Source organism: Roseixanthobacter finlandensis, from assembly GCF_043195105.2.
Classification (GTDB): domain Bacteria; phylum Pseudomonadota; class Alphaproteobacteria; order Rhizobiales; family Xanthobacteraceae; genus NCEH01.
Map to the genome: position 1 here is coordinate 110,685 of NZ_JBAFWO020000001.1, position 17,928 is coordinate 128,612.

25 protein-coding genes and 1 pseudogene are annotated in these 17,928 nt (G+C 63.5%); 11 read left to right on the forward strand and 15 right to left on the reverse strand.

Going from position 1 to position 17,928, the window contains the following annotated elements:
- Positions 1–321: 321 nt before the first annotated feature.
- Together V5G24_RS25235 and V5G24_RS25240 are read left to right on the forward strand one after the other, a co-directional pair.
- Positions 322–1,023, forward strand: coding sequence for a ParA family protein (locus tag V5G24_RS25235; protein ID WP_126280900.1), 702 nt, complete (start codon positions 322–324; stop codon positions 1,021–1,023).
- Positions 1,020–1,454 (forward strand): hypothetical protein, encoded by a 435-nt coding sequence (locus V5G24_RS25240; protein WP_298310035.1) that lies wholly within the window; start codon positions 1,020–1,022, stop codon positions 1,452–1,454. The genes V5G24_RS25235 and V5G24_RS25240 overlap by 4 nt, the downstream gene beginning before the upstream one ends.
- Positions 1,455–1,559: 105 nt before the next feature.
- On the opposite strand, the gene V5G24_RS25245 is transcribed toward V5G24_RS25240, so the two are convergent.
- The 5 genes and pseudogenes from V5G24_RS25245 to repC form a co-directional block, all read right to left on the reverse strand.
- Positions 1,560–1,718 carry a hypothetical protein gene (locus V5G24_RS25245; RefSeq protein ID WP_298310033.1) on the reverse strand — a complete coding sequence of 53 codons (159 nt, stop codon included), beginning with the start codon at positions 1,716–1,718 and terminating at the stop codon, positions 1,560–1,562.
- 267 nt (positions 1,719–1,985) lie between these two features.
- Positions 1,986–2,279, reverse strand: a complete 294-nt coding sequence (locus tag V5G24_RS25250) for a type II toxin-antitoxin system RelE/ParE family toxin (protein ID WP_298310031.1) — start codon at positions 2,277–2,279, stop codon at positions 1,986–1,988.
- On the reverse strand, positions 2,279–2,584 hold the full coding sequence (locus V5G24_RS25255; protein ID WP_298310029.1) for a type II toxin-antitoxin system RelB/DinJ family antitoxin: 306 nt from the start codon (positions 2,582–2,584) through the stop codon (positions 2,279–2,281). Before V5G24_RS25255 ends, V5G24_RS25250 begins: the two co-directional genes overlap by 1 nt.
- Before the next feature lie 59 nt (positions 2,585–2,643).
- Positions 2,644–2,823 (reverse strand): annotated as a pseudogene (locus V5G24_RS25260) (hypothetical protein); the annotation flags it as partial.
- Positions 2,824–3,253: 430 nt separating this feature from the next.
- Positions 3,254–4,453 (reverse strand): plasmid replication protein RepC, encoded by a 1,200-nt coding sequence (gene repC, locus V5G24_RS25265; protein ID WP_394085379.1) that lies wholly within the window; start codon positions 4,451–4,453, stop codon positions 3,254–3,256.
- Positions 4,454–4,780: 327 nt separating this feature from the next.
- Between repC and V5G24_RS25270 the strand changes: the two genes are divergently transcribed.
- Both V5G24_RS25270 and V5G24_RS25275 read left to right on the forward strand, forming a co-directional pair.
- A complete protein-coding gene (locus V5G24_RS25270; protein WP_394085313.1) occupies positions 4,781–5,104 on the forward strand; it encodes a helix-turn-helix domain-containing protein in 324 nt (107 codons plus the stop codon).
- A 93-nt stretch (positions 5,105–5,197) separates the two neighbouring features.
- Positions 5,198–5,569, forward strand: a complete 372-nt coding sequence (locus V5G24_RS25275) for an XRE family transcriptional regulator (protein ID WP_394085312.1) — start codon at positions 5,198–5,200, stop codon at positions 5,567–5,569.
- A gap of 75 nt (positions 5,570–5,644) precedes the next feature.
- Here V5G24_RS25275 and V5G24_RS25280 read toward each other — a convergent pair whose 3' ends face one another.
- From V5G24_RS25280 to V5G24_RS25305, 6 genes are all read right to left on the reverse strand, one after another.
- On the reverse strand, positions 5,645–5,965 hold the full coding sequence (locus tag V5G24_RS25280) for a DUF736 domain-containing protein (protein ID WP_394016449.1): 321 nt from the start codon (positions 5,963–5,965) through the stop codon (positions 5,645–5,647).
- A 1,239-nt stretch (positions 5,966–7,204) separates the two neighbouring features.
- The gene (gene arsH, locus V5G24_RS25285) at positions 7,205–7,897 is read right to left on the reverse strand and encodes an arsenical resistance protein ArsH (protein WP_394016356.1); all 693 of its coding nucleotides are present in this window, start codon (positions 7,895–7,897) and stop codon (positions 7,205–7,207) included.
- The gene (gene arsB, locus V5G24_RS25290) at positions 7,897–8,952 is read right to left on the reverse strand and encodes an ACR3 family arsenite efflux transporter (RefSeq protein ID WP_394086194.1); all 1,056 of its coding nucleotides are present in this window, start codon (positions 8,950–8,952) and stop codon (positions 7,897–7,899) included. The genes arsH and arsB overlap by 1 nt, the downstream gene beginning before the upstream one ends.
- A 9-nt stretch (positions 8,953–8,961) precedes the next feature.
- The gene (arsC, locus tag V5G24_RS25295; RefSeq protein WP_394072510.1) at positions 8,962–9,387 is read right to left on the reverse strand and encodes an arsenate reductase (glutaredoxin); all 426 of its coding nucleotides are present in this window, start codon (positions 9,385–9,387) and stop codon (positions 8,962–8,964) included.
- 8 nt (positions 9,388–9,395) lie between these two features.
- Positions 9,396–9,923 (reverse strand): arsenate reductase ArsC, encoded by a 528-nt coding sequence (locus V5G24_RS25300; RefSeq protein ID WP_394086193.1) that lies wholly within the window; start codon positions 9,921–9,923, stop codon positions 9,396–9,398.
- A complete protein-coding gene (locus tag V5G24_RS25305; RefSeq protein ID WP_394086192.1) occupies positions 9,916–10,287 on the reverse strand; it encodes an ArsR/SmtB family transcription factor in 372 nt (123 codons plus the stop codon). The genes V5G24_RS25300 and V5G24_RS25305 overlap by 8 nt, the downstream gene beginning before the upstream one ends.
- Positions 10,288–10,451: 164 nt before the next feature.
- Here V5G24_RS25305 and V5G24_RS25310 point away from each other — a divergent pair, with 164 nt between their 5' ends.
- On the forward strand, positions 10,452–11,138 hold the full coding sequence (locus V5G24_RS25310; protein ID WP_394072516.1) for a hypothetical protein: 687 nt from the start codon (positions 10,452–10,454) through the stop codon (positions 11,136–11,138).
- Positions 11,131–11,832 carry an RES family NAD+ phosphorylase gene (locus tag V5G24_RS25315; RefSeq protein ID WP_298316522.1) on the forward strand — a complete coding sequence of 234 codons (702 nt, stop codon included), beginning with the start codon at positions 11,131–11,133 and terminating at the stop codon, positions 11,830–11,832. Before V5G24_RS25310 ends, V5G24_RS25315 begins: the two co-directional genes overlap by 8 nt.
- A gap of 75 nt (positions 11,833–11,907) precedes the next feature.
- Here the strand turns inward: V5G24_RS25315 and V5G24_RS25320 are convergent, their stop codons facing one another.
- Positions 11,908–12,771 carry a hypothetical protein gene (locus V5G24_RS25320; RefSeq protein WP_394086191.1) on the reverse strand — a complete coding sequence of 288 codons (864 nt, stop codon included), beginning with the start codon at positions 12,769–12,771 and terminating at the stop codon, positions 11,908–11,910.
- 174 nt (positions 12,772–12,945) lie between these two features.
- Here V5G24_RS25320 and V5G24_RS25325 point away from each other — a divergent pair, with 174 nt between their 5' ends.
- From V5G24_RS25325 to V5G24_RS25335, 3 genes are all read left to right on the forward strand, one after another.
- Positions 12,946–13,584, forward strand: a complete 639-nt coding sequence (locus V5G24_RS25325; RefSeq protein WP_394086190.1) for a Ros/MucR family transcriptional regulator — start codon at positions 12,946–12,948, stop codon at positions 13,582–13,584.
- A 68-nt stretch (positions 13,585–13,652) separates the two neighbouring features.
- Positions 13,653–13,805: an FAD-dependent monooxygenase gene (locus tag V5G24_RS25330; protein ID WP_509276864.1), complete on the forward strand. Its 153-nt coding sequence runs from the start codon at positions 13,653–13,655 to the stop codon at positions 13,803–13,805.
- Positions 13,778–13,942, forward strand: coding sequence for a hypothetical protein (locus V5G24_RS25335; protein WP_298316528.1), 165 nt, complete (start codon positions 13,778–13,780; stop codon positions 13,940–13,942). Before V5G24_RS25330 ends, V5G24_RS25335 begins: the two co-directional genes overlap by 28 nt.
- Positions 13,943–14,441: 499 nt before the next feature.
- Here V5G24_RS25335 and V5G24_RS25340 read toward each other — a convergent pair whose 3' ends face one another.
- The 3 genes from V5G24_RS25340 to V5G24_RS25350 form a co-directional block, all read right to left on the reverse strand.
- Positions 14,442–15,095, reverse strand: a complete 654-nt coding sequence (locus V5G24_RS25340) for a transmembrane anchor protein (RefSeq protein WP_298316530.1) — start codon at positions 15,093–15,095, stop codon at positions 14,442–14,444.
- Positions 15,096–15,118: 23 nt separating this feature from the next.
- Positions 15,119–15,787, reverse strand: coding sequence for a HupE/UreJ family protein (locus V5G24_RS25345; protein WP_394072548.1), 669 nt, complete (start codon positions 15,785–15,787; stop codon positions 15,119–15,121).
- Positions 15,788–15,902: 115 nt separating this feature from the next.
- A complete protein-coding gene (locus V5G24_RS25350) occupies positions 15,903–16,292 on the reverse strand; it encodes a hypothetical protein (protein WP_394086189.1) in 390 nt (129 codons plus the stop codon).
- Between the two features lie 104 nt (positions 16,293–16,396).
- Here V5G24_RS25350 and V5G24_RS25355 point away from each other — a divergent pair, with 104 nt between their 5' ends.
- Together V5G24_RS25355 and V5G24_RS25360 are read left to right on the forward strand one after the other, a co-directional pair.
- The gene (locus V5G24_RS25355) at positions 16,397–16,678 is read left to right on the forward strand and encodes a metal-sensing transcriptional repressor (RefSeq protein WP_394072527.1); all 282 of its coding nucleotides are present in this window, start codon (positions 16,397–16,399) and stop codon (positions 16,676–16,678) included.
- Between the two features lie 7 nt (positions 16,679–16,685).
- A complete protein-coding gene (locus V5G24_RS25360) occupies positions 16,686–17,906 on the forward strand; it encodes a nickel/cobalt efflux transporter (protein ID WP_394086188.1) in 1,221 nt (406 codons plus the stop codon).
- Positions 17,907–17,928 lie beyond the last annotated feature (22 nt).

Sequence of the window (17,928 nt, forward strand, 5' to 3'; positions counted from 1 at the left end):
CTTGTGGATCACTCGACGCCGCAAAGCGCTCTGCAGGGCAGGCCAGGGCATAACGCATTCACCCATTGCCGTTCTATCTATTTGAGACAATGCCGCATTTCGCGAATACGTTATTGTCTGGGTGATGGAATGCGGTAATCCCGCATTGCCCCGCCTCGGCAAGGCCGCATTGCTGTCTCCGGTTATTGCCGCATCACCAGAATGACGGAATCCAACAGAGCGACAAGACATCATTGCAGCGTTGTCGTTTGTCTATTTTATTGTATGTTGTCATTAACGGAGTGAGCCATTGCGGCACTGCCGCATCGACCCGAGGGACGCATGCCCAGCATCTTCGCCATCGCCAACCCCAAAGGCGGCAGCGGCAAGACCACCGTCGCCATCATCCTCGCCGGCGAATTCGCCAGGCATGGCTACTCCACCGCCATCGTCGACGCCGACCCGCAGGGGTCCTCCTATCAATGGCACGCCTCGTCGGTCGCGCGCGGTCTGAGCCCGGAAGGGGTCGATCTGGTGCGTGCGCCCGACGAGAAGGCATTGACGCAGGCGATCGAGCGTCTCGACAGCTATGACGTCGTCGTCGTGGACACCCCCGGCTACTACGGCAGCGTACTGGTTCAATCAGCGCTCCGCGCCGACCTCGTCGTTCTGCCCTGCAAGGTCCACACCTTCGATGCTTCGCAGGTCGTTCGGACCATCCGCAATCTCCAGCAGCACGCCGACGAGGCGAAGCTGCCGATGAGCCAGCACCGCGTCCTCTTCAACGAGTATGACAGCCTCGACCGCAACACCCGCCCGCTGCGCGAGGTCCTCGCCTATCTCAATGCCGAGAACGTCCCCGTCTGCGCCAACGCGCTCTACCGCCGCATCACCTATCGCACCATGACGAGCGGACATGGCACGCTCTACCAGATGAGCGACAAGGACGAGTCGATCCGCAAGGCGCGCTACAATGCCGATCAGGTCGTGCGCGAATTGCTCGCCGCTAGCCAGGGCGTCACGCAGGACGACAGTGCGGCATGAGCGATCCGGTAAAAGACCCGCACCCTGATCGCCCTGCCCTCCCTCGCGACGCGTTTCGCGCGCAGCGCCTCGTCCCCGTGGGAACCGCCGAGCCGGCCTCCAAGCCGGTTATCGTGACGCCGGAATACGAAGACCACGTGCACGCGCCGGCCTCGACAGCCGGCGCCAGCCAGGGAGAGCCGGCGACCGTCGCTGCATCGAGGCCGTTGCCCAGGGCAAAGGTGAAGCCGGAGATCTCGCGCAACCCCTTCGATGCCTATGGCGAGCGCTCGTCGTCACGCCCTTATGCGCTGCGTCTTCCCGACGCCATCGACCTCGTCGTCCGGCAGATCGCAGCTGAAGAGCGGACCCATCCGCTGCGCGTGATCGATCGCATTCTTCACGATCACCTGAAACGGATCGGGCGCCTGCCACCCCCGCGCGGCGCCTGACCACAGGCCCTTCGCCGTATTTGCGAAGACCGCTTCCAGCGCCTTCTCCCGGACGCCATGCGAGGATAAGCAGCCGGGGACGCCGTCGCTGACAAAAAAAGGGGCTTACGCCCCCTCCGCTTCGCGACCCCGACGCTCGGCTTCCGCGAGCAGTTCTTCGAGGCGCCGGAGCCCGTCCCGCCGCTCCTTGCGGGTGAGGATGCAGTGCGCAAGCTCGGCGCGCAGCTCGGTGATTTCGGCGTGAATGTCGAGAAGCTGTGTCATGTGAACCTCCTTTGTCTTGATGACGGAGGCAGCCGGCCGGGCGTTGGAGGGACGGGTCAGGGATCGCGCAGCGACCGGCAGCGCCGGCGCGTGGGGGAGCCGATTTTGTCGTCGCGCAGCGGCGTCAAAATTGGGGGCACCGCGCGTCCTTGACGCGGCCCGACTGCCGGTATGATGGGCGGTCATTGAGAGAAAGACGGCCTGGCTCGACGCTGCGGCCGGGCTCCCTTCACGGCGCGCCGGCGCTGCAAAGACGGGGATCCGGTATCAGCTCCCGGTGAAATCCTCTGGCCAGATTTGCGCGCCGTGAAGGACACGCAGGATGCGGATCGTGCTCTCGGTCACCGCGTAGGCCGCGATATAGGGCGTGCCGGAGATCACGAGTTCGCGCGTGCCCGCGACGCGGCCGGGCCTTCCGCTTTCCGGGAACTCGACGAGCCGGCGCGCTGCAGCGGCGATCCTCTCGTCGACGGCGATGGCGGCCCTCGGGCTGTCTGCCTCGATATGCGTGAAGATGCCGTCGCGGTCGGAGAGCGCGAAGGCGGACCAGACAAGCCTCATCAATCGGCCGAGGCGGCCTTGCGCCGGGCTGCCGCCCGCCGTGCCGCGAAATGATCCTCGACCTCGTCGTCGGAAACGTCGGGTCGGCTATCCGCCAGTGCTTCGAGCACCTTTGCGCGGAACCATGCGTCATGCGCCTCGCTGTTGCTGACCAGCTCGAGCGGCAGCGCGCCTTCATTGGCGGTCCGGGTCAGCAGAATGCGTACCGCGTCGGATACGGTCAGGCCCATGCTTTCGAGCACAGCGGAGGCCCGGTCCCTCACGTCTGCGTCGATGCGGGTCTGAACCAGGGCATTGGCGGCCATGTCGATCTCCCTTCCTCCTGCCGCAATGTAATGCAATTGAATGACGATTGCCAGTGCCGCTACAGACCGCACATCCCCTTGCATTCGTTGGGCCACCGATCGCGTTGCACGTGATCGGTGTCCATCGAGAGATCGGCCTCATCCAGAGGCACGGCGGAGCGATGGAGAAAGACCTCGCCCCGGATTCCACGCAGTCCGCACCGGATCGTGCGATCGACCTCAACTGGATTCGCCCATGATCGATCGCATTCTTCACCACTACCTAACACGGATTGGACGCCTGCCACCCCCGCGCGGCGCCTGACCACAGGCCCTTCGCCGTACCTACGGCGCTCTATGAAAGCGCGGTCCGGCTACGGGCCTGCTCCGCTACGCTCCGGTCGCGTTCCGCGACTGGACAGCCGCCGTTAACAACCTCGACTCAAGGACAAGACGGTCGTTTTCGACATCGTCGAAGCGGCGAACGACACGCCGTCCCGGATCCGCCAGCTTCACTCACCACGTGACATCAGAATTCCCGATGTCTGCGGGGAAAGCGCAACGGCCGCAAAGTTGAGGCACGGAACCAACCAACATGCGCGCGGCCTCCGAGCCTGCTCGACGGAATTCCGGCGGGACCTCGCAAGGGCCTGGTCCCCAAGGCCAAGGTCATCTGATGCGCGGAGCATTTCAGTCTCGATTTCGGGCAGACATGAGCGCCATCAGCATCGGCCCCAGCGAGAACGATCCGGCCTGCGCCCGTCGCGTCAGGGCTCGCAGATAGCCGCCCGGGCTTTTGATCGCGGACGCGCGCTGCAATATGGCAGCGACAACGATGCAGGCCTGCACCTCGCCCAGCACCGCACAGGCATCGGCCCAAGCACTCGGGCTGATCCCAAGCATCGGCCGGATCACAGCGGCGGTCGCGATGAAGCCGCGCCAGTGCGAAATCCCGTGTCGGGCATAGTCGGCGAGGTCCGGACAGGCCTCCAGCACCATGCCCAGCGGAAACGCCATTTCCCCCGACCTCATCGGTTTGGGGTCTGGCTCCGACCTCGCCGCCCGGCTTTCTCGAAAGCCAGGTTCAGGTTCAATCGAGATTTCGGTGTTTGAACTCTGTATGTGGTGCTCGGAACGGGACTCTGTGGCGCCTGATTCCGCTGGTTTTACGTGTTGTTCCAACGCCGTGAGGATGATTGCGGCCAATTCGGCGAGTGTTTCCGCGATTGGCTCCAGCGCCTCGAGATCCACACGGCGCGGGATAGAGCTGAGAATATCGATGAAGCTGCGATGCAGACCGGGCCAATCGGCCGGCACGCGCTCCTCGATCCCCGTCGCGATCATCTTTGCGATGTCGCGTCGGCAGAGCGCGACGGCCTGGCGCGCGAGAGCGAGCGCCCGTCGCTCGGCCCGAATGGTCTCGGCCAGGGCGGCGAACTCGTCGGCCCGGGCGATGAGCGGGCCGAGATCGAAGCCGAACGCCTGTTCGACGTCGCCGGCGGCGCCCCTGCGCGCGAAGCGCTTGCCGTTCGGACTGTCGCGTCGCAGGATCAGCCCGCACTCGACCAGCACAGCGAGATGGCGACGCAGCGTCGAGGGCGCGATGCCGTGAGCCCGCAACATCAGCGTCCTGTTCGATGGGAACACGACGAGGTCGCCGGCACCCGAGACCAGCACGGTGTCGGGATGGAACGTCAGCAGTGCGTTCAACACCGCCAACGCACGATCGGAAATGTCGAGCACCGCCTTCGCCTCGCAGATCAGGCGAAACACCTGCCACTTGTGGACGGGTTTGCCCTCGGGGCACTCCTTCACGAGGCGCTGCGTATTGACGACGGCGCGCGACAGCGCCCGCCGCCCGAAGGGTGTCGTTGGGATTTGGCCAAGCATCTGCATTCGCGTCCTCTCTTTGCGAGAGCGCGGGGCAAACAAAGACCGTGGCGTGAAAACGCAGGCCTCTTGAACTGTCGGATGGCGAGGGCTAATATGCTTGTGTGTTTTCGGGCACCGCTGACGACGGCAATCGTCGGCCCGTCCATCGTCTGAGAGACCCGGCTCTGCCGGGTTTTTCTTTGTCCGAGCGCACCTCTTCCGTTGAAACCGAATCCGTACATTATATTGAATGTCGAACGTCAGTCCAACGTGCTGGCGTGCGCCTTGTCGGGCTGCGCGGAGGGTCGCAGCCCGTCTTGGGATTCTATGTTCGAGGACGCGCCGATGAGAACCAAAGACTGTCGCCGGAAGGCCGCGCACGCGGCCGAGGGTCGTACGCTGCTTCGGACCTTTCAGGCGTCGATCGAGGCGATCCGATGCGCGAGCGGCCTCAGCCGCAAGGCCTTTGCCGCGCAGCTCGGTCTGGCGAGCTCAAGTTACTTCCACCTGATGACGCCGAATGCGAATCCGAGCCTGGATTACATCGAACTGATCGCCGAACGCGCCGGCGTCGAACCAGCGGGGCTGCTGGCGCGACCGGCGGCGACGGCAGAGCTCGAATCGGAGCAGACGCCAGGTCTCTTAAGACGACTCGATTCAAGGGGTTAGGCAGGATTTCGATAACATTCAATATACCAGATGATGGAGTTGCTGTATCATGCCGCTCGGCTCAATCTTGAGCCTTGGAGCCCCTGCCCTCCCATGCCCCCCGCCCGCAAGCCGCTGCCCGTCGATCACTCCATCCTCAACGAGATGCTGGCGATCCGGCTCCAGCAGCTCGAGAGCGAGAATGGCGGAATGGAGGCGTTCCTGCCGAAGACAGGATTGGCGCGCGGGACCTATTACACGATCCTTCGGGGGATCGGGAATCCGACGTTGAAGACAATGGAGCGCATCGCCTCGAGCCTCAATATGAGCGTCCTCGAGTTGCTCGGCTTCGAGATCGACGATGCGCGGCGTGCTCTCAGGAAGAACGGCGTCGATTATGACGAGGTCGTCTCTGCCATCGATAAGAAGAACCAGGCCGACCGACGCCTCGCCCGGCAATCGCGCTCGAGCAAGCTGCCGGGATAACCGCGTTGGCCGGGCGGCGCTCGCGGGAACAGAAGGTCGCCGACCCCGCTGTTGGGCGGGGCCGGCGGCTTCGGGTCAGCTGGCGGGGTTCCAGATGATGACCTTCTTGGCGGGATCCTCGCCCGGCGCCGGCGCCACGTTGCCGTAGATGGTGCCGAACTCGGGGGCCGAGAGCGAGACCGAGATGTACTCCTCGCCGGTGGTCTTCGAGATCCGGTTCCAGCCGGCGCCCAGCTCGAAGCCGTTCTTGCGCGAGATCACGCGGTAGTCAGGCTCGTTGTCCTTCGCCTTGCGGGTGTTCGGCACCAGCGCGATCGGGGCGGTGACGTTGAGGGTGGCGAGCGTGCCTTCGAGGTTGCCGTCCGCCTTCTGGGTGAGGGTTGCGATCGTGGCCATGTGAAGTCTCCTTGAGGTTGCTCGGGGACCATCCCCGATGACGCCCAAAGGAAGGGGCCGGACGCCGTCGTCACCGCAGCGCAGGGGAACCCCCGGTCGGGGTCCCCGCGATGCCCGCATCGTGGGGTGGCCAGCGGGGTTGACGGCACTAGGCGGCCGAGACCCGGACACAGGCGGCAAAGAGGAGGGGATGGGCTTCGAAGCCACCGACCACAGGAGCCCCTGCCACCAGGCCACGCCACGCCCGCGCCAGGCAGGACACGCACCGCCGCACTCGCTCCCCGTCCCGGCCACCGCCAGTCGGGACACCGACGTTCACGCCCGCTCGCGGACATCCGGCATACGCAGGTCGATCACGCCGACGGCGCCGCGCCGGCGCCCGCCGGAACCACGGACCGCCACCAACGGCAGGAACCCTCACGTCGATCCCCAGCCACGGTCCAAGCTCTTTGCAAACACCCAGGCTTAGCGCCGGGCCATCACGCCCTGGCCAGCATCGGCCCGATACACCCGAAGCTCGACGTCACCTAACAGCGGGGTCGGCGCTCCCGCCAGGCCAGCATCTCCGTGCCGAGCCGATCGCGCAGCCCGCCGAACTCGAGATCTCACGGGAACTCGGTTGAGAAGTTAAGGATTCATGCCCTCATTGACCCGTGCTAATGGAGAAAGATCTCCCAACTTGAATCGGTTCCATGAAACGCCCGACGAAGCCTTTTGTTGTCGAATACAAGCGCAGCGCGCGAAAAGCCTTCGGACCGTCGACGATCTCGGCAAGGGATATGGCTGCGAGCCTTCCGACACCCGCAGCTGATTCGATCCCGAAATCTCCGCAGGCAGCAGCCTCCGCACTGTTCGAGATCACAAGTCAGTCGAGTCCCACCTCCAATTCGGTGCCGACGGAGCCGCGTATCTTGCCGGTCCTTACGGTTGAAGGCGACCGCACGCCTGTAACCGAGCAGACCCAGGACGATCCCCTTTGGCTGCATGACCCGTCATCACCGGCAATCGAAGCGAGAGCGTCACCTCGCAGGACAAAGGCGCGGAAGCAAGTTGCGGTTTCCGCGCCTGCCGATGTCGGTGCAGGCCCGCAGATGGCGCCGGCAGGGGATGATGGAGCGAGGGCTGGGACTTCCGAGCCGCGCACCGCTTCACTCCCGGCAGTCCGCCGGCGCCGAAGACTGCTGGAGGGGCAAGATTGTTTGCCGCGTGGGCAGCGTTGGAAACGGCGATTGCCGAAGTTCATGCGGTAGCTAGCTTCTCTGCCGCTTCTTTGCGCTCGCTGTAGCGGTTGGTGAGATAGGGGGAGAGATCGCGTGTCAGCAGCGTGAACTTAACCAATTCCTCCATCACGTCGACCACCCGGTCGTAATAGGAGGATGGCTTCATGCGGCCCGCCTCGTCGAATTCCTCGTAAGCCTTGGCGACGGAAGACTGGTTGGGGATGGTCACCATCCGCATCCAACGGCCGAGCACACGAAGCTGGTTGACCGCGTTGAAGCTCTGCGAACCGCCGGACACCTGCATGAGGGCCAACGTCCGGCCCTGCGTCGGCCGTATCACGCCAACCGATAGCGGTATCCAGTCGATCTGCGCCTTCATCACCGCGCTCATGGCGCCGTGCCGCTCCGGGCTGGTCCAGACCTGACCCTCGGACCATGCCGATAGATCGCGCAGTTCTCGCACCTTCGGATGGTCGATCTCCGCGCCGTCGGGTAGCGGCAGGCCGTGCGGATCGAAGATACGCGTCTCCGCACCGAAGTGCTTCAGCAGACGTTCGGCCTCCAGCGTCAGGAACCGGCTGTAGGAGCGTTCGCGCAGCGATCCATAGAGTAACAGAATACGCGGCGGATGCGTCGAGGGCGTCGCGCACAGCCGGTCGATGGTCGGCACGTCGAGGTTGTCGACAACGACATTGGGAAGATCGTTCTGCATCAACGGTGGGCCTCGGCAATCGCCGCGACCTTGTCGCCGCGCTCGTACCAGCCCTTGGACCTGTTCACGATCCAGACGACGGTGAGCATGACCGGCACCTCGATCAGCACGCCGACGACGGTGGCGAGCGCAGCTCCGGAATGGAATCCGAATAGACTGATGGCGGCGGCGACCGCCAGCTCGAAGAAATTGGACGCGCCGATCAGTGCCGAGGGGCCGGCGACGCAATGCTGCTCGCCCGCAATCCGGTTGAGGATATAGGCCAGCCCGGCATTGAAATACACCTGGATCAGGATCGGCACGGCGAGCAGCGCGATCACCAGCGGCTGTGCGATGATCTGTTCGCCCTGGAAGCCGAACAGCAGCACCAGCGTTGCCAGCAGCGCGACGAGTGAGACCGGGCCGAGCTTGGTCAGCAGCCGATCGAGCGCGGCTCGCCCACCTGTCGCCAACAGTCGGCGTCGAAGAAGCTGCGCGATGATCACCGGAATGACGATGTAGAGCACGACCGAAAGAACCAGCGTGCCCCATGGCACGGTGATAGCGGAGAGGCCGAGCAGCAGGCCGACGATCGGCGCGAAGGCCACCACCATGATGGCGTCGTTGAGCGCTACCTGGCTCAGCGTGAAATGCGGCTCGCCCTTGGTCAGGTTCGACCAGACGAACACCATCGCGGTACAGGGCGCGGCGGCGAGGATGATGAGGCCGGCGATATAACTGTCGATCTGATCGGCCGGCAGATGCGGTCGGAACAGCCAGCCGATAAACAGCCAGCCGAGCAGCGCCATCGAGAACGGTTTCACCGCCCAATTGATGAACAGGGTGACGCCGATGCCGCGCCAGTGGCGGCCGACCTCGCCGAGTGCCGCGAAATCGATCTTGAGCAGCATCGGGATGACCATCAGCCAGATCAGCACGGCAACCGGCAGATTGACCTTGGAAATCTCGGCCGCGCCGATCGCTTGAAATGCGCCGGGCATGATGTGCCCGAGCGCGATGCCGGCGACGATGCACAGCGCGACCCACAGCGTGAGATAGCGTTCAAAAATGGACATGGGTTTTCCTTACGCCGTCGCGACGCGGCGGCCGCGCTCGTCGATGACGCGCTCGCCGTCTTCCTTGGTAAACGCGCCCAGTTGCGAAGGCAGCAGATCGAGAACCTCTTCTGACGGCCGGCAGAGTCTCACGCCTTTCGGCGAAACGACGATCGGCCGGTTGATCAGGATCGGATGCGCCAGCATGGCGTCGAGAAGCTCGTCATCCGTCAGGCCGGGATCGCCGAGACCGAGTTCGGCATAGGGCGTTCCCTTCTCGCGCAGCAGCCCGCGCGTGGAAATCCCCATCCGCGCGATCAACTGGACCAGCATCGCCCGTGACGGTGGTGTCTTCAGATATTCGATGACATGCGGCTCGACGCCGGCATTGCGGATCAGCGCCAGCGTATTGCGCGAGGTACCGCAGTCGGGGTTGTGATAGATGATGACATCCATGATCGACCTCACGCCGCGCTGTGGCGGGGCGAGGTTGCCCCTTCGAATTGGCCGATCTCAATGAGCTTCGCCTTGAGCGAGGCCTTGTCGAGGCTTGCGACCGGCAAAGCCGCGAAGACCGAAATCCGGTTCCTGAGATAGCGGAAGGCGGCGACAAAGGCGGCCTGCTTCTGGATATCCGTGCCTTCGACCGCGGCGGGATCCTCGATCCCCCAATGGGCCGTCATCGGCTGGCCTGGCCACACCGGGCACGCTTCACCGGCGGCGTTGTCGCAGACGGTGAAGACGAAATCCATGACAGGGGCATCCGGCATCGCGAACTCCTCCCAGCTCTTCGAGCGGAAGCCCTCGGTCGGATAGTCGAAGCTCTCCAGCACCTTCAGCGCGAACGGATTGATAGTCCCTTTCGGTTGGCTGCCGGCGGACAAGGCACGGAAGCGGCCGCCGCCATCCTTGTTGAGAATGCTCTCGGCGAGGATCGACCGCGCCGAATTGCCCGTGCAAAGGAAGAGGACATTGTAGATACGGTCACTCATGAACAGCCTCCTGGGTGGCTTCATTTTTGGGTGTGCAGCAGAGCGACAGGTCGGCGATCAACGGGGCGCAGATCTCCGGGCGCCCGCCGCAGCAATCCTTGACGAGGTAGAAGGCAAGCTCGCGCACCGCATCAAGCTTGGCTCGGTAGATGATCGACCGGCTTTGCCGCTCGGCTTCGATGAGCCCGGCGCGTGTCAGGATCGCCAGATGGGTCGACATGGTGTTCTGCGGTACGCTCATGTGCCGGGCGATGTCGCCGGCCGGCAGCCCTTCCGGTTCGCGTGCGATCAGCAGCCGGAACACGTCGAGGCGCGTCGACTGGGCAAGCGCCGCGAAGGCGAGAATGGCTCTTTCTGATTCCATAATTCGAGATTACTCGATATATGGAATCATGTCCAGCCAAGCATGGTAGTGAAGGTCACCTGCCTGAGACGGCAGCTGCGCGGAGGTTGCGGCGAATCCATCTTGATTATTCTGGTTATCTATTTATATGGATAACCATGATAACCAACGAAGGGAACGCGGCCATGGCTGCCACCGATGCGACTGGCGCACTCGCCGGCTTCGCCACGATGACCGGCACGCCGGAGCAGGTCCGGCATCGTCTCGACCATCTCGGCGGTAAGCCGAAGCAGGTCATCGCTTTGACCCTCGAACACGGCAGTGAGCCGGCCGTGCGCGCGCTCGCCGAGACGTTCGAGAGCATCGCACCGCTTGTCGGCGCCATTCTCGCACGCCGCGAGACTGAGGCCATGCAGTCGATCCTTGAACTGTTGGTGCCTCACGTCCCTCCCCCCCAGCATATGTTGCTCGAGGCGCGGATGACGGCTGAGGCGCGCAAGGCCGTGCTGGAGAGCGGTGAATGGCTGACGGCGGCCCAGATCGCCGAGATGGCCGGCTTCAGTACCAACAATCCCAGCGCCCAGCCGAACAAGTGGAAGAAGGATGGCATTATCTTCGCAGTTCGGCATCGGGGGATCGATTACTTTCCTGGCTACGCGCTGGATCCGAAGACGGGCTATCGCCCGCTCAAGGCTCTCGCCGCCGTGCTCAAGGTCTTTAACGGCAGCAAGGACGATTGGGGGCTCGCATACTGGTTCGCCTCGGACAACAGCTTCCTCAGCGGCAAGCGTCCGCAGGATCTCCTGGTGGAGCAGTCTCAGCGCGTGATCGCGGCGGCCGAAGATGAGCGGCAAGGCGTGACGCATGGCTAAGCCGCCGGCCGAGCCGAAGCACGCAAAGGCGAAGGCCCCCGACGATGCAACGCCCCCTCCTCCGGCGGACTTGGGAGCAAAGACCTCAACGGTGATCTGGCCCTTGGGCCAGATCATTCATCGGATGCACCTGGACGCCTATCTCGGCGATCAGTTCAACCCGGGCCTCAAGGGCAATGCGCGCTTCAGCCCGATCGTCGACGGCGCCGACGTTGCAATCCCGACGCTCTATGGCGGCACGACTTTCGATTGCGCCGCCATGGAGACCGTTTTTCACGATGTCCCTTTCTCATCGGGTCTCAAGACCTACGACAAGGGCAAACTCACGGGTCAGACCTATTCGCGGCTGGAGCCACACCAGGATCTCGTCCTTGCCGATCTCAGCGCCACGGCACTTCGCAGATTGGGCGTCCGGCGCATCGAGCTCATCGACACTGAGAAAGATCGCTACCCGCAAACCCGCCCTTGGGCTGAGGCATTCTACGCCGCACGCCCCGACATTCACGGACTATGTTGGGTTTCGAGGCAGGATGATCGTGCGCTCGCGATCATCCTGTTCGGCAACCGGCTTCCGGCCGACGCGCTGCGCATGATCGCCCCGTCGCTCGAGGTTATCGGCACACCCGGCGTCTATGCGGACCTGATCTCCCTCGCGGATCGCATCGGGGTGAAGGTCGTCTCCGGGAAATCCTGACGCGGTATTAGACCGCAAGGCAACGGGTGGAACGAAAGCCTGCGTGAAAACCGATAATCAACGAGCTGTTCGTGACTAGTAACCGGCTTCTGCCCACAAAATCCGGTCCTGCTCCTGCTTCAAATCCTCCAGCGACACATCAACCATTTTGAGCTCGACGTTATACATTGGTAACGGCCAGTGTCGACCGAGTACAAAGACATGATCTTGTGTTGCAAAGTCGACGGGCAACGCCTCCGTAACGAGCCGCTCGACAAGTTGATCCGTGAGCCGTTCTGCATCTCGCAGCGATTCATGCTCGACAAAATCCAGCGCTCCCCACACCTGCGCTGTTGCGTTCAGGCCAGGCAATGAAAACATCCCCAATGCGGCCATCGCTTCGGCGACAGCAAGAACGGATGGCTTCCGGGGCTCGAAGAAACCAGGATAGGTCTTCGGTGCATTCCAGATTGGAACGCGGTCCTCATAGGCTTCGATGTCCGCATAGAGTTTACTTTCGCGCCGATAGAGATTTGCGTTCGGAACGATATACTCTCCGACATCACCTTCTATGTAATGAGATTTGCGAAGAGGCTCGACGCGCTTTCGAAGGTCCGCAATGTCCTGGCTCCATCCGTCGCAAACCTCGGCATAAATCAATCGCTCGAGATGGCCGTAGAACCGACTGACGATCTGGCTCAATCTCGCGGCGATGAGGTGCCTTGGGCAGCGCACGGCATCCATCAAAATCAGAATCTTTGCCGCTTCCTCCTGCGCGAAGCCTGCCAACACCTCAGCCTCGCGTGGCTGCGCTGACAGATGGCAAGAGGCTGACCAAAATCCTCTGGCACTCTCCAGGAGAATGGGCAGTCCTTCCGCGATAAATCGGAGCAACTCGTCATAGGGCATCTGGCAGATGAGCTTCGCCTGCCGTTGCCCGAAATCCGGCGCCTTCCCCATCGTCAGTTGCCCTAAGGAGTTCTATTTACATGCGCCGTGTAATCCGACGTCCAGCAGCGAAGGCGCCCGCCGCCGCCGATCGGAGTTGATGTGGACCACGAATGGTTGAAATAGTGACTGTCGCGCAATTCTAAGTCCAGCGCGGCGCTCATTGAACACAAAGGGCACTCAAGGATGCATCCGGAGCAGTCCGACACCCCCGACCTGGTGGCGGTTTCCGCCGCGCTCGTCGCAGCCTACGTTTCCAACAATTCCGTACCGACGGCCGAGCTGCCGAAATTGATCGATGACATCCACGCTGCCCTCCGGTCGCTGGGCGCTGCGGCGCCGATTGGGCCGGAGAAGAAACCGGGACCGGCGGTGTCGGTGCGCAAATCGGTCACGCCGGATTTCATCATCTGTCTCGAAGACGGCAAGAAATTCAAATCGCTGAAGCGGCATCTCCGCACGCAATATGGTCTGACGCCCGCAGAGTATCGGCAGAAATGGAACCTTCCGGCCGACTACGCGATGGTCGCGCCGAGCTATGCGCAATCCCGCTCAGCGCTGGCGAAGGCGTCCGGCCTTGGCCAGTTGCGCAAGGCTGCCGCTCCCGTGCCTGAGCCAATCGTCGAGGCCGCACCTGTGGTCGAGGAGAAGCCGAAACGCGCCTCGCGCATCAAGGCAAGCGCACCGACCGCGGTTGTGGCTGCGCCGGACACCGCCGCGTCGAAGCGCGCACCACGCAGGACGAAAGCCGTTGCTGAGCCGGTGGTGGAACCGGCCGCAAGACCCAAGAGGGGACGCAAGGCCGCCACAACCATCGATTCATGACGACGGTCGGCGCAGCGGGAGACCTCGACACCGGCTGCGTCATCGTCGAGGCAGGGCCGGCCTGGCCCATGCTCGGCTTGCTGCTCGCCCAAGCCGGCGTCGATGTGACGGTCGTCGAGAAGCACGAGGATTTCCTGCGCGATTTTCATGGTGACACGATTCACCTACCCGCGCTGGAGATGATGAGTCGGGCTTGCTCGACGAGTTTGTGCTCGACGTGAACATCGGTCAGGACCGCGATGTCCTTGAGCATCGCCTTGCGGCGGTTGCCGAAGCCGGGCGCTTTCACGCCGCGACCTTGAGGCGCGGCGGATGGTGGCGGCCGCGATGGCGTGACTTCCCGCTCGCGCGGCCGTGAATGGCGGATCGGCGGGAGCGTCTTGCGCCGGCCGCGCGAGGCTGGTCCATTCCCTATCGTCATGTCGACGCCATTCTGCTCGGGAGGTTTTCCGATGGACCGCCGAACCTTCCTGGCGACGGGATTTGCCCGCGTCGCCCTCGGCTCCGGAGCGATCGCGCAGCTCGAGCAGCACCTCAACGCTGCACCGGCAACCACTAACGATCGAGCGGTCTCCACGGTCCCTTTCGATCATCGGAATCCGACTCGGCCATGAAGATCTTTAGGGAAAGCGGCGCGCAATGTTGGCGGCTCGCGCCGCTCGCCCCGGACGATAACATAGCCGTCGCGCGCGAGCCCTCGTAGAAGGCCTGTCTGACGGAGCTGGACGAATCCTCCTCGGTGAGGCCGACAGCCTCGTGAACGAATGCCTCGGCCAGCGAGATTGTTCCGTCAGGCGGCCTGCTCGATGAGCAGGCCGCCTCGCTTCATCGTCGAAAGTCGGCCATGAGGGGCTTGGTCAAAGCGCCCGCTTGATCTCCGCGTAGTCGCCATTGGTACGCAGCGTCAACGTAACGTCGGCGCGGTCGCGGTTTCGCCAGAACCAGCCGTGGTTGCCGTCGAAGGCAGCCTCCAGCACTCCTTCGGCGCCCGGCACCGAGCGCCCCTTCTCGTAGCTGGTCTGCTGCCCGCCGCCGTCGCCATGAAGGTCGAAGTTCACGACACCTCCGGTGACGGTCCAAGAGAAGTTCACGCGGGCACCCTGATTCATCACCAGCTTGACCTCGGTGCCTTCGCCCGGCTTCAGCGTGATCGTCATCACATCAGTGCGGCCTGCCGGGGTCTGCGCCGCAGCCGAACCGATCACCAGCTCGGCGAAGATCCTGGCGGCCAGGCTGGAACGTTGATCAGGCGTCGGCAGCGCGGCCGGGATTTCTCCCTGCTGGCCGGCTGCACGATCCCGTTCCGCCTCATCGGCGAGCTGGGTCTTGATCTCGCCCATCTCGGCCAGGCCAAGCGCGCGCCCGATGCCGGTCGGGTCGATGGCGTACTCGGCCGGCAGGACGATGGTGACCAGGATCGCCGCCGCCGCGACGATGGCGATGATGGTGGAGCGGAGAAGCTGCTTCGAGGTCGGCAGCTCGGCGCGGGTCGGAATATCGGTGTTGTACATGGGAGGAATCCTTTTTCGGATGTTCAGGAGACGACCCAGCCGGTGAGCTGATAGCCGATCAGCACGAACCCAGCGGTCATCATGACGGTGTTGGCAGTGTAGGCATGGCGCCAGAAGCTGTCGGTTCGGCGCCAGTAGCCCATGACGATCAGGATGGCGGCGAGCGCCAGGAGCTGGCCGATTTCCACGCCGACATTGAAGGCGAGAAGGTTCGGCACGAGACCGTCGGGCGAGATGTTGTATTCGATGATCTTGGTCGACAGGCCGAAGCCGTGGAAGAAGCCGAAGATCAGGGTGGCGATCTTGGTGTTCGGCTGGAAGCCGAGCCAGCGCTGGAAGGCGCCCATATTGTCGAGCGCCTTGTAGACCACCGACAGGCCGATGATCGCATCGATGATGTAGCTGTTAATCCCGACGTTGAAATAGACGCCGAGCAGCATGGTCGTGGAGTGGCCGAGCGCGAACAGGCTCACATAGATGCCGATGTGCTTCATCCGGTAGAGGAAAAAGATCACGCCGAACAGGAACAGGATGTGGTCGTATCCCGTCACCATGTGCTTGGCGCCGAGATAGATGAAGGGCAGCAGGTTGATGCCGGTGATTTCCTGGATGTAGCCCTTGTCGCCCTCGGCAACGGCATGGGCGAAGGCCGCCCCGCCGAGCAGCGGCAGGGTCAGGAGAGCGATGAGCATGGGAAGGGCGAGCCGCCAGCGCGCGCAAGGCGTGCGTGGCGGGCCCTCGTAGAAGGGTCCTTGCATGAGAATTCCTATCGTCGTCGTTTGAGGGTGGCCGCGTGCGCGGCCGCGATCATGCGAGGAGGATCGGTCTCGGAGGGCGTTCAAGCCGGAAACGGGTTTCCAGATCGGCAAACGACGGCGGGTAAGCCAGCCAACTCCGACCTATCGAGGGAGCCGGCTGTGCGATGCCGGGAAGCATGCTCGCTGTCTCATGGGTATGATCGGCTGGATTGTGGCCGTGGGAATGGCCAGGGCTCTGCTCGTCGGCTTCGCCGTCGTCATGGCTGTGGTCGTGTGCTTCGATCTGCGCTGCCAATTCAGCATGACGGGCTGCTTCGGCGGACGCAAGCGCGACCGGATTGTGCGAGGCGGAGCTGCCCATTGGGGACAACAGCATGCCGATCGTCATCGCGACGGCGATGACAAAGCGAAAGGCTGCGCTGTAGGCCCAGTTCGGCATGCTCAACGACTATTCACTCAAATCTTAACGAATCGTTGTCAGGCCGGAATCATCTCCTGGCCAGTGTCTTGTGATATCCTCTCCAGGGGGATAGTATCAAGCCCATGAACGAAACCCTTCACGTCCACGAAACCCACCCCGAGATCGTCAAGCGGCTGAAGCGCGCCGATGGGCACCTCAAGGGCATCATCGAAATGATCGAGGCCGGCAGACCCTGCCTCGATATCGCCCAGCAGCTTCATGCGGTCGAGAAGGCAGTCTGTCAGGCCAAGCGGACGCTGATCCAGGACCATCTCGACCATTGCCTTGAAGACGTCGTCGGCCCGCTGGCGCGCGAGCAGCGCCGCTCGATCGACGAGTTCAAGGAAATCACCAAGTACCTGTGAGTCCCCGATGCCGTCCTTCGCCGAGCTGATCCAACAGAGTTCCGGCCACGCCTGGCTGTTCATCCCGAGCGCGATCCTGCTCGGTGCGCTGCACGGGCTGGAGCCCGGCCATTCCAAGACGATGATGGCGGCCTTCATCGTCGCCGTCCGTGGAACCGTGACGCAGGCCGTGCTGCTCGGCCTGGCGGCGACGGCGTCGCACACCCTCGTCGTGTGGGGCATCGCGCTCGGCGGCATGTATCTCTGGCGGGGTGTCGATGCCGAGACGTTCGAGCCGTATTTCCAGCTCGCCTCGGCAGCGATCATCATCGCGATCGCGCTGTGGATGCTCTGGCGCACGTGGCAGGATCAGCAGCGGGCCAAGGCCGCAGCCGGCGATCACGGCCATGGGCACGATCATCCTCACCCACATGGAGATCATGATGATAGCCACGCCCATGAGGGTCATCATGGGCACGATCATGGCCATGGCGGTCATGCCCATGGGGAGGATATCCGCCGCATCGACACTGGCCATGGCGTCGTCGCGGTCGAGGTGTTCGAGGATGGCGTGCCGCCGCGCTGGCGCATCCGCACCGAGCGCGGTCACGCCTGGACGGCCGGTGACGTGACCGTCGTCACCGAGCGGCCGGACGGCGCACGGCGGGCCTTCACCTTCGTCGACCGTGGCGGCTATCTCGAATCCGTCGACGAGATTCCCGAGCCGCATGAGTTCATGGCGCGGGTCAGCCTCGGCCATGGCGGCCACACCCACGACTACGACCTGTCCTTCGTCGAGGGACAGGGCCACGACCACATGCACGAGGAACTGCGCGGGCTCGAGGTGGCGACCGACGGCTATCAAGACGCGCACGAGCTGGCGCACGCCAACGACATCCGCCGCCAGTTTGCCGACCGCGACGTCACCACCTGGCAGATCATCATGTTCGGGCTGACCGGCGGCCTGATCCCATGCCCGGCGGCGATCACCGTCCTGCTGCTCTGCCTTCAACTCAAGGAGTTCACGCTCGGCTTCGCGCTGGTGCTGTGCTTCTCGATCGGTCTGGCGATCACGCTGGTGACGGTCGGCGCGGCTGCGGCACTGAGCGTCCGCCACGCGACCAAGCGCTGGTCGTGGTTCTCGACCTTCGCCCGGCGGGCCCCCTATTTCTCCAGCCTCCTCATCATCGCGGTCGGCCTCTACGTCGGATACCACGGTTGGGCGGGACTATCCGCCGCCGGGGCCTGATGCGCTCACGTTTCAAGCCAAG